At 61.9% G+C, this 18,318-nt stretch carries 3 protein-coding genes and 2 pseudogenes; 2 read left to right on the top strand and 3 right to left on the bottom strand.

Going from position 1 to position 18,318, the window contains the following annotated elements:
• Nucleotides 1-137: 137 nt before the first annotated feature.
• Together GQ56_RS45230 and GQ56_RS0137375 are read left to right on the top strand one after the other, a co-directional pair.
• A pseudogene (locus GQ56_RS45230) lies at nt 138-302 on the top strand (IS110-like element ISCARN26 family transposase); the annotation flags it as partial.
• Nucleotides 303-382: 80 nt separating this feature from the next.
• A pseudogene (locus tag GQ56_RS0137375) lies at nt 383-1,015 on the top strand (IS3 family transposase); the annotation flags it as partial.
• A 1,089-nt stretch (nt 1,016-2,104) separates the two neighbouring features.
• On the opposite strand, the gene GQ56_RS45980 reads toward GQ56_RS0137375, so the two are convergent.
• The 3 genes from GQ56_RS45980 to GQ56_RS45220 all read right to left on the bottom strand — a co-directional run bounded on the left by GQ56_RS45980 (nt 2,105) and on the right by GQ56_RS45220 (nt 18,302).
• Entirely contained in the window at nt 2,105-2,398 is a 294-nt protein-coding gene (locus tag GQ56_RS45980) for a hypothetical protein (RefSeq protein ID WP_081895033.1), read from the bottom strand.
• A 104-nt stretch (nt 2,399-2,502) separates the two neighbouring features.
• The gene (imm47, locus tag GQ56_RS45225; RefSeq protein ID WP_152601988.1) at nt 2,503-3,276 is read right to left on the bottom strand and encodes an Imm47 family immunity protein; all 774 of its coding nucleotides are present in this window, start codon (nt 3,274-3,276) and stop codon (nt 2,503-2,505) included.
• Between the two features lie 11 nt (nt 3,277-3,287).
• Complete coding sequence (locus GQ56_RS45220) at nt 3,288-18,302, bottom strand: Ig-like domain repeat protein (protein ID WP_043301749.1); 15,015 nt, start codon at nt 18,300-18,302, stop codon at nt 3,288-3,290.
• Between the last annotated feature and the right edge of the window lie 16 nt (nt 18,303-18,318).

The raw sequence follows: 18,318 nt of genomic DNA, 5'->3' as shown, positions 1-18,318 counted from the left end.
GTTCGCCACGGAATGGATGTGGCAATACAATCATGAGCGCCCCAACATGGGCCTTGGTGGCGTAACGCCAAAACAGCGGCTGGCCATGGCCGCTTAGCCTCTACTTCTGACTCGCGTTAAAAGCGGGGGTATTACCCGAGCGCTTCGTGCGTCCGCTGAGCGACCCCGCACAGCCGGATTTGGTGGCTCTGGTCACCCGGCGACGCCAACTTGTGGCGTTGCGACTCTCCGAGTGTCAGCGCCTGCGCCTTGCTCGTCCGGTCACACGCCCGAGCATCCCAGCTCTGTTCGAAGGCATTGCCTGTCCTTCATCGAGTTCTCCTTGCCTCTAGGATAAAAGAGAACTCACTTGCCGAATGGCTACAAGAAACGTCTCAGGTCAGGGCTGTGTTTCCTGTACCTGCGCAAAGTGAAGGGCTTCGGGTGGAATCATAAGAGGATCTACCGCATCTATCGCGAGCTCGAGCTGAATCTCCGCATCAAACCGCGTAAGCGGCTTGTGCGGCAGGCGCCGGAGCCACTGGTCGTACCGATGTCGGTGAACGCTGTGTGGTCGATGGATTTCATGCACGACCAGTTGAAGGACGGCCGAAGTATTCGGCTGCTCAACGTCATAGACGACTTCAACCGGGAAGCCCTGGGCATCGAGATCGACTTCTCGCTACCTTCTGCCCGTGTCATAAGAGCCCTGGAGCAGATCATGGGATGGCGGGGAAGGCCGGCGGCGATACGGTGCGACAACGGACCGGAGTACCTGAGTGAGGCGATCACGCAATGGGCCGGCCAGCACGGTATCGCGTTGAACTACATCCAGCCGGGCAAGCCGCAGCAGAACGCCTACGTGGAGCGCTTCAACCGCACGGTACGCTATGAATGGCTGTCCCAGTACTACTGGGACGACCTTGAGCACATCCAGCAGTTCGCCACGGAATGGATGTGGCAATACAATCATGAGCGCCCCAACATGGGCCTTGGTGGCGTAACGCCAAAACAGCGGCTGGCCATGGCCGCTTAGCCTCTACTTCTGACTCGCGTTAAAAGCGGGGGTATTACCAACCACGCAGCGCGTCGTCAGCGACACGGTTCCGTGTGAGACTCGTTCCGCCTTCGTCGCGGCTTCGTGCGCTAGTGCATCGCACATCGACGCGCGATGCACGCCGATCTGTTTCCGTTTCGTTGCTCGATCATCGACAAACTGTGCGCGGACATGATCAGCCAGCCGCGCGCGAAGCGTCGCGTTTTCGTTCGGGTGTCGGGCGCAGCCTGACCAAAGAGGGTTGGGGCTCGGTCGTGGCTGCGTCCACGATTGTGGCCCCAACCCATATCTTGCACAGCCTTCGACGGGAAATTTTTCTGGACGGAAACCGTGCTTTTGCGCATCGCCGTCGTACAGCGTGCGTCACGCGAGCGTGCGCACACGTGACGCAGACCGCGCACGGCAGCAGCACGAAACCGCTACGCGTGCGAACAGCATGCGTTCGGCTTCTCGTTCATCTTCGTGCGGGAACCGTGTACGGCGTGATACGCACGCGAACAGTTTTCGTGACATCATCATCACTACACCCGTCCACGCTTCGCGGCGACCACGACGACCACGACGACCGTGCAACACGAAACCACTACGGATACGAACGACATCGCATGCGTTTTCGTGCAGGCAGCGAGAACAGACCGGCGCGCGTCGGGTGCATGACCGCGTGCGACGCTATGCGCGTGTGAGCAGATTTCGCACAACGATCGGTGCCGGATTGCTCACAATATGTCACGCAATCGACTCGATGTCGGTCACGAACAACGCCAGTTCCGTTTCGATGTGTTCCGTGTCAGTAACCGCGTGCAGAAACTCATCGGGCAGGGTGAGGGTTGTGCAACCGCGCGCTCGCGCCCGGCCGCACACCGCCCCGCTCCACTCGCTCTCGCTCGTTACGCCGGACTACCCACCTGCTCAGGAGCTTCGCCCCGAGACCCCGATACGCACGCGAACAGATTCCGTGCCTCACGTCATCACTGTCGCTCAGTCGCTCAGCCAAGCGACCCGGTAAATTTGGCCCTCTGACCCGGTAAATTTGCCCCGCTGGCCTATCCTGCACGGGCTTAAAAATTTTCAAATTTGAAAATTGATTTGGCCCTTTGAAGATGCTGACCGCATCCGTTGAGCGCGAAGCAAACGACGCCACCGACTGCGCAACGGCCAGCATCGCAATCGGTAATTGTCGGCGGCTGCGCTGGCCGACACGGGCGACGACCATCGTGCAATTGCCGATACCGCACGCAGTTGCCCGCTTGCAAGCATCAACAGAGCGGCTGCCCGCATGCGCATGTCCTGGTAGGGATGGTTGATCGACAACTGCTGCAAGGTCTGCTCCTCGGCTTCAGTCAGCACCACGATGCACTCCATGTCAGGCTCCGGCGTATGCGATTTGCCGAAGCTAACAAACTTCAAACACGTTTACCAGCAACACTTATGAGGCGACCGTTAAACTGAATAGTCAATCGCTATGCCTACCCAACCTCATGACCGTAAAAATATTTCACCCCATTTTCCCATGGCATTTTTGCAATACAAGATACATAATCAAATACGCTTTGCATCTTTACATCGTCGATCAAATCACCATAGTAAACAGGACACCGCTCACCGCTCCATGTTGACAACAAGATCGGAATATTTGCTAGTGGAAATTTGGAATCCCCTTGTTTGGCATGCATTGCAGTTTCAATAAGTGATTTGCATAAATTTCCAGGATGCGCAAGTACCCCTGCATAGTAGTAAGCACCTGGCACCAATTCTTTCGCAAATCCCGAAAAATGGTTGGCCAACCAAACCAGATCGACATCCCCACCATCATAACCCCAAGGGAACAATCTATTTATTGCCGTGAGAATGTCCGGCACGATCGATGTTCCCCCATACTCACCTAACAGCGCAAACAAAAACGGGATGATCTCCGGCGATAGTGTATCAGGTGCTGTCACAACTGCGGTAAGCACATCGTCATGATTTAAATCATCCAACAAATTTCCTACGAACTCAATATCTCTGTGTCTGCTTGTATAGCAGAACAGTCGGATTGCCTGCTGCCGGACAGCCGAGTTCTTACTGGATATGATCAAATCCTGAAGATTGGAGCGAATAGAAAAATCCCCAAGCTTCATGCGTGTACAAATTTTCAACAACAACTCAGTCTCATCTGATGCATGCTCAAATGAATCATCCTCGTGTGATGACTTTGGCCCAAACCACATTCCTGGACGAAGAATATCGAAATCTGCCATTAGCTACCCTTTTAACGAAGTCCTTGTTGGCGCTGCCACAACAGTACTTGATTCTGGAATGTCGTGGCTTCTGTATGTGCAGGATTTAGTCCGAATTGGAAAACCCCGCCTGGTGTTTCTTGGTATATCTTAAGAATCGATGCATTTTGTTTTCCATAACCAAGAGCGGAATAAAAAGACAAATCAAGTCCATCCAGCTGAGATGCGTGAATTGTGGATTCGCCGGTGAATGTGATATTCGTTGCCGCATTTTCACCCCCAAATGCAAGACCTTGGACGTGATGGCCCTGAGGTAGATCTCCAGCCTTTGCGGCCGATTGATATTCGGCACGTGCCGCTGTTAGGTCACTACCGGAAACAATTGCTGTCCCTGGCGCATCAGGATCAGGAAAGAACGATGGATTTTGAGCATGCAGTTGTTTCGCCTGCTCATAATATGGCCCATAAACTTGCTGACCAACGGTCGGCACGCCTTCTGCTGCCGTCCCAGCACCTACACTCTCTGTGGCGATATCCACGTCGCTGAGTTCACCCTGCGCCATTCTACTCGCCGAAGCAAACCGATTGGCCAGCGGCGCGCCCGGCATCTGGTATCCAGCTAAGCCAGCAAGCGCACCGTCGGTCGCCACGCCAAGCTGTGAAACAGTATACGCCGCCGCGTTTGTACCGCCCATCCAGTACGTCGCCCCGGCAAGAACGCCCGCTACCGGACTGGACAACATGTTGTTCAGCGTCACTTCCCCCACGCTCGGTGCAGGGAACCTTCGGGCGATTTGTTGTTGTGCATCGGGCACCGTGTAATTCGCCCATTCCCAGGTCTGTCCCAGCTTCGTACCCAGTGATGCGCCTGAGTTCCAGATCTGTCCGATCCGCGCGAAGGCGTCGTAGTTTGATGGCCCATTCAAGGGCTGTCCCATTCCGTCGACCAAGCCAGTACTTGGCGCCACCGCAATCGTCGGCAGGTGGGCGATGCCATCCGAGCCTACCGGGTAGAGCGCATAGCCGTTACCAATGTTCGCCGCACCCGTCTGCAGTCCATCGGCTCCTGACCTGAATGCCGACGCATTTAGGTCGATGGCATTCTGGTCGATCAAACCGTCGCTGTAAGCATCTGCCGCACCCGACATCGCCCCGTCGAAACCAACCCCATACGCAGTTGCAAACGGAGTACGGCTCGCAGTCGTATGCATCCCGCTTTCATCTAGATAACTACGCACATAGTCATAGCCGCCGTTGTCCCCGCCCGCATCGGACATTGCCGTTGGCTGCCCTGGTTCGGTCAAATCATTGCCCGCTAACAGCGTGCCTGGGGCGTTGCTGTACGTGTTCTGCGCTTCGGCGAATGCCCCTGTCATTTGATTGAACACGGTGTTCGTGTAGGCATCCCCGGTCAGTGACGGTCCGCCATTCCACGCTGCTGTATCGCCCATTGGGCCATATAGCACCGCGTCCCCCGGGTTGCCCACATTGATCTGGTTTTCGGTCTTCGCCGCGAACGGATTGCCGCCGCTGTTGCCTTTGGCCGCCAGATTCTCGCCTGCCAGGCTCTCGCCCAGCGCATTGCCAAACGCATCCCCTGCGATCTGCGCTACATCGATGCGCCCACCGCTCATGACAGACGCCGCCACCCCGCCCGCTACGGTGGACAATCCCGCTCCCACCGCGTTTGCTGTCGCCGGTGCAAGCGACTTTGCGAAATCGCTAATGGCGAATTCTTGCCCGACCTTGTCCCCAACTCCGGCACTTATTGCCGCTGCTGCGACGCCTTGCCAGTTGAACGAGTGCTGCAACCCGGTTGCCACTCCGATTCCCTGAGTAACTGCGCTGCTCAAGGCAGCCCGCTCAGCGACCGCGGTCGCATTGGAACCTCCGACTCCCAGTACCGATGCTTCTTCGCCCACACCCGCAGTGACGCCTGCTCCGAGCGCTCCGAGCGCCACACCGTCCCAACTGAAACCGGAACTCGCTCCAATCGCATCGCCTACTGCCTGACTGGCCACCGATCCAACTGCACCGCCAAACGCGGCAGCTCCAGCCCCCTCCAGCGCCGCCGCGCCACTCAAACCAAGCGAACCACTCAGCGTATCCAGACCAATCGCAAACGTGCTCTCGCCCGCCGCCACCGCACCGTTCGCGAGACCCAATGCGACTGATGCCGCGCCGGCCGTATAAATCGTCGCCACCACCGCGACCACCGCCATGATGATCTCGCCGATCGGCCCGCACCCGCCCCCACTGTCCGCATTCCCCGCCGGCACCGGCAGCTCCGGCGAAGTCGACCCGACAATCCGGTTCGCGTCATACGGCGCATATGTCTGCGCGTTGTTGTGCACGTCCCCGACCCGCGTCGGGATATTCAGCACTTGCCCGACCTTCAGGTCTTCGTTCCCCTTCAACCCGTTCGCATCGGCGATCAGGTACCACAGACTGCTGTCCCCGTACGCCGCCAGCGCAATGCTTTGCAGCGTGTCGCCCGCCTGCACCGGATACTGCCCGGTCGTTGCTGCCGGATAGCTGTTCGTCACCGGCGTGTATGCCAGATCGAAATTCCCCACCGCATCGTAGTTCGGCGAGCCATCGGCCTGCGTCGGGTTCGCACTGTCGATCGTCTGACCGTAAATCCCGACCACCTGGCCGTTCACCACCAGTTCGTGCAGTTCCCCCTGCTGGTTCTTGTCCAGCACGTGCCCCTGCGCGTCGTTCACCAGCGTGCGACTGTTGCTGCTCGTCGCCGAATCGACCACCGAAATCAATCGACCGTTCGCGTCGTAGCTTTCCGTCGTCGTCCCGCTCGTCTGGTTGCCCGAGCTTTCGTTCGTGCTGACCGAACTCTGCAGCGTCTCGACATAACCGTCGTAGCGACCGAGCGTGATCGTCGTGTTCGTAACGATCGTGTCCCCATTCACGCCTTGTGTGGTCTGGTACGCCTCGAGGTTCCCCGCCGCGTCGTACTCGGTGTACTTCGTCGTCGTGCTGGAACTCGGATCCGCCTCGTTCGTCACCGCTTGCGACAGCACACGGCCGTCTGCGTCGTACTGGCTCACGGTCGTCGTCGCGCCGGACAGATTCAGGTTGCCGTCCGTCAGCGCTTTCACGTACCCGGCAGGCAGGCTCCCTGCGGGACCCGACTGCACCACCCGGCTTGCTCCGTCATACAAGCGCGTATCGAGCACGATCGCCTGAGCCTGCCCCAGCGCTTGCGTCGTATAAACCGGCGAGTAGATCGGCTGCCCCGACTCGTCGACACCCGTCTGCTGCACCCCCGTCTGGACCTGCCCGTAGGCGCCCGTTGCCACCGTCGACAGCCGGTTCATCTTGTCGTACGAATACCAGGTCGTTTGGATGCCCGTTTGCGACTGATAGCCGACAAGTTGCGGCGCACCGAGCGCCGTACCCGACTCGTCATAGTTCTGCACGTACTCCGGCGTAACCTGCGTCCCCCACGATCGATCCTCGATCCGGTTACCGTTGTGGTCGTACGCCAGGATATGACCCTGCCCCGGCGTGACGTTCGCGAGATTGTTCGCGTTGTTGTCGACCGCTCCGTCGACGAGAATCTGCCGGTTCATGCTGTCGTACGCAAAGAACAGATCCTGAGCATGACCGATCGTGTTGTACTCGACGTGACTGCCGATCGCGACCTGGTGATAGACCGGCTCCTCCGTATAGACGGGCTCCGTCGTATAGACCGGCACCGTCGTATAGACCGGCACCGTGCCGTACACAGGCACTGTCGTGTACACCGGCACCGTCGTATAAATCGGCGCGCCGGATTCATCGGTGCCGGTCTGGACCTGTTGCGTCCCGGTCTGCACCTGCTGCGTGCCGGTCTGAACCGTTTGCGTGCCGGTCTGAACCTGCTGTGTACCGGTCTGCACCTGCTGCGTTCCGGTCTGCACCTGCTGGTAGATCGGATTGCCCGACTCGTCGACGCTCTGCACGTTCGTATAGTCGATGACCGTATGCGCCTGCAGCGTGTTGTACGTGACATGCTCGTGCATCTTGTTGCCGACCTTGTCGTAGTCGGTCTGGGTTGTCACGCCATCCATCGCATTGACGATGCTCAGACGCCCCAGCGTGTCGTAGCCGAGCGTCTGGTTCTGGTACGTCACACCGGCTTGTACGGTCTGCTCCAGCACGTGCTGGCCCGCCGCGTTGTAGCTGTAGTAGGTTTGCTGATTCAGCGCGGCATCGTTGATCTGAACGAGCTGTCCCGCGGCGTCATAGCTGTATGACAGATTCTGGCCGCGCGTATTGGTCTGCGACATGAGTTGGCGCGCGTTGTCATAGGCAAACGTATAGCTCGCCCCGCCGATGTCGGTGTGGCCGGTCAGCTCGCCGAAATAGTCATAGCTCCACGTCGAGACCGCACCATTCGCGTCCTGCGATCCGATCTGCTTGCCTTGCGCGTTGTACGCCGCATAACTGGTGTAACCGTCGGCATCCGTCGTCGCGATCGCGTTGCCGAGCAGATCGTACGTGTAGCGCGTAACCGCACCGGTTCCGTCGGTCTGCGTGAGCTTCCGGCCAGCCGCGTCGTAGGTCGAATAGGTGGTCAGGTTCTGGACCCCGCCGGAAACGCCCTGTCCATTGCTGACGTAGACGCCGACCCCCTCGTTCGTGATGCTGAGGTTGCGGCCCATGTTGTCGTAACCATAGTCGGTTACGTTGCCGTCCGCGTCGATCAGCTTGACCTGTTCGCCGAATGCGTCGTATTCGTGTGTCACGACGCCGCCATCCGCATGCAATTCGCTTTGCAGATTGCCTTCCGCGTCCCATACCTGGCCGTTGACATTGCCATCCGCGTCGCGAATCGCCACCTGTCGGCCCAATGCGTCGTAGTAAATCTGCGTGACGGGGCTGTCGGCGCTTTCCTGACCGTTCTCGTCGGGCTGGACGCGCTGGACAACCTGATTGTTCCAGTTGTAGCTGTAGTACGTGACCCATGCGCTGTCGCGCGGATCGCTCTGGCTCAGGACGTTGTTCCAGCGATCGTAAGTCTGGTACACGACGGGCCGGTAAGCAGCCGCATCGGTGCTGTCCTGCCTCATCGGGAGGATCTCCGCGACCGTTCGGCCAAGCAGGTCGACCTGCATGTCGGTACGGCGCAGTCCGTTCGATCCCGTCTGATCAACCGCCTGAGCGGATGCAGACTGACTCAGATCGACACCGGCTCCCGAACCACCCTCGCTGCCGGCACTGGTGATGTCGGCAGTCTTGAAGCCTTGCAGGTCGTACAGCGCGACGTGTACTGTGCCGTCGCCGCTGTTGGTCCGCCACAGTCGCCCCGCGTTGTCGTAGTCGAAATACTCCTGGTATTGCGGCGATCCGCCCGTTGCATAGCTACCGCGCTGGACCATGTCGCCGAATGCGTCGTAGACCATTGAAGTGGTCAGCGAACCCGCCTGCGCCTGACTCTCGGTCGTGATACCGCCGCCGGATACGATGCTGTCCGAATTCGGCGTAATGATCGCCGTTTGCTGCCCAAGCGCATCGTACTGGTAGACGGTATAGATCGTGTGCACGACACCGTCGAGCCCTTGCACGGACTGCCAGTCCTTTGCCAACTGGCCAGCCGCGTTGTACGACATGAAGTGACTGTTGCCATCGGCATCGGTCGTTTCGATCGCGTTGCCATGACTGTCGTACTCGGTCAACGTGACGCGATCGGCGGAACTCGCGCCGGCAATCCCGTAACCCGACTGATTGGCCCATGCCGCGCCGTTCACATATTGCGTCTTGGCGACAATGTTGCCGTACGCGTCGAGCGCATACGTCGTCAACGGAGTCAGCGCCTGTCCATTCGCCGTATCCGATACAGTCGGCTGCGCAGTAGCGATCACCCGGCCCAATGCGTCATAGTAGGAATAGGTGCTGTTGCCGAGTGCATCGGTCGTGCGCGTGAGATTGCCGACCGCGTCGTAGCCGTAGGTGGTCGTCAGATTGCCAACGACGCTGCTGCCGTCCGGCGCGGTGCTGTACGTTGCGCCGACCAGCGTCTGGCTGACCTTGCGATTGGCCTGATCGTAACCGTAGGTGGTTTCCCGATCCTGCCCGCTGTTCGCCGGTGTCGCGTATCCCGACGCCGACCAGCCGCTCGACGCGTTCGCATATTGGGTCTGCGCGACAACATTGCCGGCCGCATCGAACTGCTGGGTCGTGACGTAGCCGAGTGCGTCGACACTGGCGACCTGTTGCCCGCGCAAATCGTAGTAGTAAGTCGTCGTCGCCCAGGTATTGCTCGATGCGTCGGCAAGGGCCGACGTTTGCACCACATTGCCGAACGCGTTGTAGGCGGTCTTCGTCACCTCGCTCGCCATGCCGCTCTGCCCGGCGCCGTTGTCGACCCACGCCTCCGGCTGCGTCACCTGCACCGCGCGACCGAGCTGGTCGTATTCGGTCGTGATGGTCCGGTCATCGGCACTCGCGAGGCTGTCGGCCAGCCCGGCCATGTCGGCATCGGTCGGTGGTGTACTGCCCCAGTTCGCCGTGGAAACACTGTTCGCGTATCGTGTCAGTCCGATCTGATCGCCGAACACATCCCGCTGATACGCGGTGACGTGACCCAGCGCGTCGATGTCATAGCGAAGCTGCCCGGTACGGTCGTACACCTTGTAGGTGTAGTTCCCCGACACATCGCGATCGGCCACCGCATTGCCAAGCGTGTCGTAAAACACCTGGCTGTACAGCGTCTGGGTCGTATCGGTGCGGGTTGCCGCCGCGCCTTCGCCATTGACGTTGAGCGCATCGGCGCTTGCGTCGTAAACACCGACGGGCGGATAGAGGGTCTCGACCTGCCGACCGAGCGCGTCATACACGTATTGCGTCGTACGCGCGCCGGACGTGCCGGCGGCTTCGGTCCTGGATGTGAGGTTGCCGAGCGCGTCGTAGCTCATCACCGTCACGACATTCGTGCTCGATGTGCCGCTCTGTACGAGGTTGCCGTTGCCATCCTGCGCAACCGTGGTAACGTCGACCGCCGGCGAAGTTTCGCTGATGACTCGCCCGGCCGCGTCGTAGTCGTAGGTCCACGCGGCTCCGTTCTGATTGATATAGGTCAGCTTGTCGCCAACGCCGTTGTAGACGTATTGCTGGGTATGTCCGAGCGCATCGGTCGACGTGACCAGATTGCCGGCAGCATCGAATACGGACGACGTGGTTTCGTCGTCGGCCGGCGCTGGAACGATCGCAGCTGCGACAGCGGCGGGATTGCCTTGTGCATTGACCGCGACGGCATTTGCATAGAGCGTGGAGCCCACGGCACGCCCGACGCCGTCATAGCGCGTCTGCGTGACATAACCGAGCGCGTCGATCTGGTAGACCTGACGTCCGGCTCCGTCATACGCAAATTGCGTTGTGCGATCCTGACCGGGCGTCGCTTTCACCATCTGCGCAAAGGCAGCAGCGTTCGGTGTCGTGGTCTGGAACCCGTGCACCCCGTCCGACTCACCGTTGAACGATTCGTCGACGGCGGCGGCTTGAGCGTACTGGGTCGTCGACGTCAGTTGGCTCGCGCCGTCGTATGCATACTGGGTGATCGCGCCGGACGCATCCTGGCTGTAGACGAGACGTCCCGCAGCGTCATAGGCGTCGGTCTGGACACGGTCGAGCTGGGGCGCAACCGTCATGTTGTCGTAGATGCTCTGCGCGTCCAGCGGCACGTAGCTCTGCAGCGGCCATGCCAACTCGACCGTTCGGATGCGGTTGCCATTCGCATCGTATTGATACGACGTCACGGCTCGCATGTCCGATACGCCGGCGATTACGTCGTCAGCATGATCGGTAACCTGGAGTTGGTAGATGACGCGCCCGGCGGCGTCGTATACCCAGTCGGTTTCCTCGTCTTGATCACTGGCAGCGACTGTGGACGGATCGGCGCCTGCAGCCAGCGCGGTCGCATACGCAATCTTGCTCGTCACATTGCCGTCGCTGTCGTAGGTGTAGTGAGTTACGGCACCGACACTGTTGACGCTCCAGGTTACGCGATTCGCCGCATCGTAGACATCTCGTACGCTTTCGTCGTGTGCGGGATCGGCGATATTCGCGACGGCGGCGCTCAACGCGGACGCAGTCGCGGGCGTTCCCACAGGCACCGGCGCGGCATACGCAGTTTTCTCGAGCACATTGCCGTTGCCGTCGTAGGTCTGCTGCGTGACGGCGCCTGTCCCGTCGATCGTGAAGATCGCCCGGTTCAGCGCGTCGTAGACCGTCCTCACATCCACATCGTGGGCGGGGTCCGCCGCGACCTGCGGGACACCGCTCGTGTAGCCGGCAACGCGGTTCGCATATTGAATCCGCTCGATTACGTTGCCGTCGCTGTCATAGACATAGTGTGCGACATCGCCGGCACCGTCGACCGTATAGGTCAGATTGCCGTCCCCGTCATAGACATTGCGCTGAACGACATCACGCCCCGGCTGGGACTGCACCAGCGACGCAATATCGGCTGAACTCGGCGCGGCACCCAACTGACCGGCATCTATCGGTGACGCATAAGCCGTCGTCTGCGCGATACGCCCATCAGCGTCATATTGGGTGAGACTGACATCTCCCGCACCGTTCACCGTATAGACAACGCGATTATCCGCATCGTAGGTGTAGCGCGTCACGTTGCCGTCACCGTCCGTGCTGCTGACCATGTTGCCGTTCGCGTCGTACGCGTACCGGGTCGTCAAGTCGAGCCCGGACGGATCGACCTGCGTCATCACCCTGCGGCCAAGGTCGTCGTAGGTGTACTGCGTGACGGTGCCACCGGGGTTCGTCATCGTGACGACATTGCCCGTCTGGTCGTAGCTGTAGCTGGTGGTCAACGCAAGACCGCCCGGGTCGACAGTTTGCGTCAGCAGTTCACCCTTCAGATCGTAGGTATTCTGCGTGACGTTGCCGTTCGGATCCGTCACACTGATCTGCTCGCCTTTTGCGTCGTACGCATATTGCGTGGTCAACGCGAGTCCGTTCGGATCGAGCGTACGCGACAGCAAACGATTCGCCGCGTCATACGTATAGGTAGTGGCGACACCGTTCGCATCGGTGCTGCTGATCAACCGGTCGCCCGCGTCGTACTGGTTCGTCGTGGTCGTCAGCGGGGTCGCCGTCGACAGCAGATTTCCGTCGGCATCGTACGTATAGGCGGTCGTATTGCCGTTGCCGTCGGTGACGCTCAAGGTCTGGCCTTCACGATTGTGCGTGACCGTGACCGCGACGCCGTCCGGCGTCGTCGTCGTGACGGTGCGCGCGGCTGTATCGTAGGTGTATGTCGTGGTATTGCCGAGTGCATCCGTCTGTGTCAGCACCCGGCCGAATGCGTCATAAGTGCTCGAGCGCGTCGAGCCGGCCGCATCGGTCGTCGCGATCACGCGACCCAGCGCGTCGTAGCTGGTATGCGTCACGTTTCCGTTCGCATCGGTCGACGCGATTACCCGCCCGAACGCGTCATATTGCACGCTCGTGGCCGCCGCAACGCCGCCCGTATCAGCAACCGTGCCCGTTTGGAGACCGCGACGATCGTAGCTCGCCGTGGAAGTTACCGAGCGACCGGCGGAAATGGTTTCCGTCGTCTGTACCGCATCGCCGAAAGCGTCGTAGCCCGTTGTCGTGACGCCGCCCGTCGGGTCGGTCGTCTGAATCAGTTCACCATCGTCGTCATACGCGTATTGCGTGACGCTGTTGTCTTGCGCGTCCGCGGCGCGCGCGTTTTGCAGCGCCGTCACCGCGCCCTGATTCGACGCCGCGCTCAACAGGCCGCCCTGCAACCCGGACAGTGCAGTGCCGCTCAGTGCGGTCGCATATTGGGTCTTCGATACGAGATGACCCAGCGCGTCGTAGGTGTCCTCGGTCGCGTCCCCGGCCGCATTGACCGTGAAACGCAGGCGGCCGGCATCGTCGTAGAAATACGTCGTGCGATTGCCATTTGCATCGGTCGCACTCAGGCGGCGGCCAGCCGCATCGTACGTATAGGTCACCGCGTACTGATTCCAGATCGCGTCGATCTGCGCCTGGGTCTGGTTGCCCGTGATCAATGCCGCGCCGTCGCCGGACAATTCCGCGATCACGCGACCTTGCACGTCGTAGCGGGTCATGACCGTACGCTGATCGGACGTGCCGAGCGCGGTCGTCGCCTCGATCACGTTGCCCATGCTGTCGTACGTGTAGCTCGTTACCGTGCCGTCGGCAGCGGTACTCGACTGCAGCTCGTTCGCACTATTCCACGTCTGGGTCACAACCTGATCGGCCGGCGACGACGACGGGCGGACCGCTGCCAGCGTCAGTGTCTCGCCCGGCACGATCTGCACCGGGGTCGCGTAACGGATGGTCTGCGCAACGTTGCCGTTCGCGTCATAGACCGTCTCCGTCAGGTAACCGTCGCCATCGATCTGACCGACTGTCTGAGCACGTGCGTTGTAAATGCTGTACGTGTGGATGTCGTTCGTACTCGCGGGCGGCAGCAGTGCACCCAGGTTGCCGCTCGCGCGCGCCGCATTCACGTCGGCCGCGAACGAAGCCGCATCGCCGAAATCCGGCACGGCGGTCGCGTACTGGATCGTCTGGATTTCGCGGCCTGCGCTGTCGTAGCAGTACTGCGTGAGATAACCATCCGCGTCGATGGTTGCAAAAAGCTGCCCGTTCGGGTTGTAGATGTCGGTGGTCGTGCGATCCAGCGAAGCATCGGGTGTCGTCTGCACGACGACCTGCGGGGTCGCTCCCACGCTCTGGGAAAACGACAGCGTGCTCTGGGTATTGGTTGCATCCCCCGAGTACGCAGCCGTGAACGTCCAGGTGCCCGTAGGCAGTGCGGCCCCGGTAAGCGTGGCCACTCCGTTGACCACCTGCGCCGTACCCAGCAGCGTCGTGCCGTTGAAGAAGTTCACCAGCCCCGTCGGGTTCGCGCCCGCCACCTGCACCGACAACGCGCCATCCGGCGCCACCGTCGCCGCGCTCAGGTTCGACAGCGTGCTGGCCGCCGGCGCGACCGTCACACTGACGTTGCCCGTGCTACCAGCGTTACCGTCATCTCCCGAATACACTACGTTCAGGCTATACGTGCCCACTGCGAGGCCGCCCACGCTCACGTTCGCCACGCCTGCCGTGACCGATGCGGTACCCAGCAATTGCGTGCCGTCGTAGACACTCACCGTGCCCGTCGGCGGATTACCCTGGCCGTCAACCGTGATCTGGACCGTCGATGCCGAGCCGTAGGACTCGTTGAGCGCCGACGGACTAAACGACAGCCCGGTTGGCGGCGGCTGCGATACCACCTGTTGCGAGAGTGTGGTCGAGGTAGCGGCTGTGAAATTCGCATCGCCCGAGTAGCTCGCCGTGAGACTGTCCCTGCCGAGCGCCAGACCATCCGTCGTCAGCGTCGCCACGCCATTGACCACGTTCGCCGTGCCGATCGCCGTGCCATTGCTGTAGAACGTCATCGTGCCGGTTGCCACCGGCCCGCTGTACGGGGGGCCGGCGTAGCTGTACCCGAGGCCCGAACTGACCGTCGCCGTGAGCGTCAGCGGCATCCCCACCGTCGCCTGCGAGGACGACGTACTCAACACCACCCGCCCCGTCGCCTGCCCGACCGTCACCTGCGTCGTTCCCGTTCCCGCCGGCGCTTCCGAATCCCCCGAGTACACCACCGTCAGGTCATGCGTGCCCAGCGACAGCGGCGAAAGATATTGATAATCCTCGTTCGGGTTCGTGAAGCTGGCCACCAGCGTCTGTCCGTCGAACACGCTGAAGGTGCCCGTCTCGGAATCGCCGTATCCATACGTCTCGAGCTGAACTGGATAGCCGACCGACGCGGCGCCCGTCCAGAGGTAAACGCCCCCGCTCGCCACCATCGGCGGCTGCGGCGCCCCGGAAGCCGCCGCGACCTGCACGGTCGGCCCCGTGCTCACCACGCTGCTCAGGTTGTTCGTGTCGCCCGCGTACGCCGCTGCCAGCACGTCCGCACCCGCCGGCAGGCAGTCCGTCACCAGCGTCGCCACGCCGTCGACCACGGTAGCCGTGCCCAGCAGCGTCATCCCGCTGAAGAACGTCACCAGCCCGCCGGGCGCCGCTCCCGCCACGTTCGCCGTCAACGTCACCGCGTCGCCCTGCGTCACGCTCGTGGCCGATGCCGTCAGCGTCGTCGAGGTCGGCGATTGCGTAACCGTCTGGCTCAGGCTCGATACGCTCGTCGCATTCTGCGTATCGCCACTGTAGACCGCGGTCACCGAATCCGTGCCAACCGGCAACTGACTGACCGTCAGGCTCGACTGACCATTCACGAGTGCCGCGGTGCCCAGCAGGGTGGCGCCGTTGTAGAAGCTAACCGTACCGCCAGGCACCTCGGCCTGATTGGTATTGGCCTGCACGGACGCTGTCAATGTCAGGCCCGTGCCGTAACTGACGGTGGGCTCGGACGCGCTCAGCGTGGTCGTCGTTCGCACCACCTGGGTCGAGGCCACGATCCGCTGCGAGAGTGTGGTCGAAGTACCCGTCGTGAAATTCGTATCGCCCGAGTAGCTCGCCGTGAGACTGTCCGTGCCCAGCGCCAAGTCGCCCGTCGTCAGCGTCGCCACGCCATTGACCACGTTCGCCGTGCCGATCGCCGTGCCGTTGCTGTAGAACGTCATCGTGCCGGTTGCCGCCGGCCCGCTGTACGGGGGACCGGCGTAGCTGTACCCGAGGCCCGAACTGACCGTCGCCGTGAGCGTCAGCGGCGTCCCCACGGTCGCCTGCGAGGATGACGTGCTCAACACCACCCGCCCCGTCGCCTGCCCGACCGTCACCTGCGTCGTCCCCGTTCCCGCCGGCGCTTCCGAATCCCCCGAGTACACCACCGTCAGGTCATGCATACCCAGCGACAGCGGCGAAAGGAATTGCCCCTCCTCGTCCGGGTTCATGAAGCTGCCTACCAGCGTCTGCCCGTCGAACACGCTGAAGGTGCCCGTCACGGAATCGCTGGAGACATACGTATTGAGCTGAACAGGATAGCCGATCGACTGACCACCCGGAGGCGTCTCCGTCCAGAGGTAAACGCCTCCGCTCTCCAGCGTCGGAGGCTGCGGCGCCCCGGAGGCCGCCGCGACCTGCACGGTCGGCCCCGTATTCACCACGCTGCCCAGGTTGTTCGTGTCGCCCGCATACGCAGCCGTCAACGCATCCGCACCCGCCGGCAGGCAGTCCGTCACCAGCGTCGCCACGCCGTCGACCACGGTAGCCGTGCCCAGCAGCGTCATCCCGCTGAAGAACGTCACCAGTCCGCCGGGCGCCGCTCCCGCCACGTTCGCCGTCAACGTCACCGCGTCGCCCTGCGTCACGCTCGTGGCCGACGCCGTCAGCGTCGTCGAGGTCGGCGATTGCGTGGCGGGTTGACTCGAAAAGCCCGTAATGGCACTGCTGCTCGTCGCGCTATTGGTATCGCCGCTGTAGACCGCGCTCAGGGGCGCCGCCGACAGCGTGCCGCCATACGCAAGGCTCGCCGCGCCATTGACCAGCGTGGCCGTGCCCAGCGCCGTGCTGCCGTTATAGAACGTCACCGTCCCGCCCGGCATCGCGGGCGAGCCCGCCGGCGCACTCACCGAAGCCTGAAGGTTCAGTGTGCTGCCCGTGCCGGACACCTGCAGCATGGTCGTCGTCGGCTGTACATCGACCGACACCTGCTGCTCGGTGTTCGATCCCACATGCGTCGCATCGCCTGCGTAGACGGCCTCGATGTTCGTAGCCCCAACGGGCAGGTCCGTCACTGTCAGCAGTGCCAGGCCATTGACGAGCGTGGCCGTGCCCAGCACCGTCGTCCCGTTGTAGAACGTCACCTGGCCGCTCGCCACCGGCAGGCCCTGCACCTGGTCCGTCACCGCCGCCGACAGGGTGACCGGTTCGCCCAAGATCGGGAGCCCGGACTGGTCCCCCCCCGGCATCTGCCAGTTCACGGTAACGTTCGTCGCCGCGCCGGTAACGGTCGCCTGCGCGACCGCCGACACCCCGCTCGGATGCGATGCATCGCCCGAATACACCACACTGATGTTGTTCACGCCCACCGGCAGCGCGCTCGTCGTGAAGCTGGCCGTGCCGTTCGTCATCACGGCGCTGCCCAGGACCGTGCTGCCGTTGAAGAACGTCACTTCCCCGCCGTTGCCGCCGCTCACGTTCGCCTGCAGCGTCACCGGCTCGCCCAGCGCCGACGAACCGCTCGTCGTGACTGTCAGCCACGGCGCGACCACAGGCTCTGCCGAAACGGCAACCGTCTGTGAGAACTGCACTACGCTCTGGGTATTGCTCGTATCTCCCGAGTACGCAGCGGTACACGTCCAGGTGCCGGTGGGCAGCGCTGCCCCGGTAAGCGTGGCCACTCCGTTGACCACCTGCGCCGTACCCAGCAGCGTCGTGCCATTGAAGAAGTTCACCAGCCCCGTCGGGTTCGCGCCCGCCACCTGCACCGACAGCGCGCCATCCGGCGCCACCGTCGCCGCGCTCAGGTTCGACAGCGTGCTGGCCGCCGGCGCGACTGTCACTTCGAGATTATTGGTGCTGCCGGCATTGCTGGCATCGCCCGAGTACACCACGTTCAGGTAATGCGTGCCCGCTGCGAGGTTGCCCACGCTCACGTTCGCCACGCCTGCCGTGACCGATGCGGTACTCAGCAATTGCGCGCCGTCGTAGACACTCACCGTGCCCGTCGGCGGATTACCCTGGCCATCAACCGTGATCTGGACCGTCGATGCCGAGCCGTAGGACTCGTTGAGCGCCGACGGACTGAACGACAGCCAGGTCGCCGGGGGCTGCGCCCCCACCTGTTGCGAGAGTGTGGTCGAGGTAGCGGCCGTGAAGTTCGTATCGCCCGAGTAGCTCGCCGTGAGACTGTCCGTGCCGAGCGCCAGACCATCCGTCGTCAGCGTCGCCACGCCATTGACCACGTTCGCCGTGCCGATCGCCGTGCCGTTGCTGTAGAACGTCACCGTGCCCGTCGCCGACGGTCCGCTGAATGGGACGCCGTACCAGGACTCGTCATGCTGGCTTGCGCCCACCGTCGCCGTAAGCGTCAGCGGCACCCCCACTGTCGCCTGC

This window comes from Burkholderia paludis (genome assembly GCF_000732615.1).
GTDB classification, from domain to species: domain Bacteria; phylum Pseudomonadota; class Gammaproteobacteria; order Burkholderiales; family Burkholderiaceae; genus Burkholderia; species Burkholderia paludis.
This window is presented reverse-complemented; position numbering and strand designations above follow the sequence as displayed.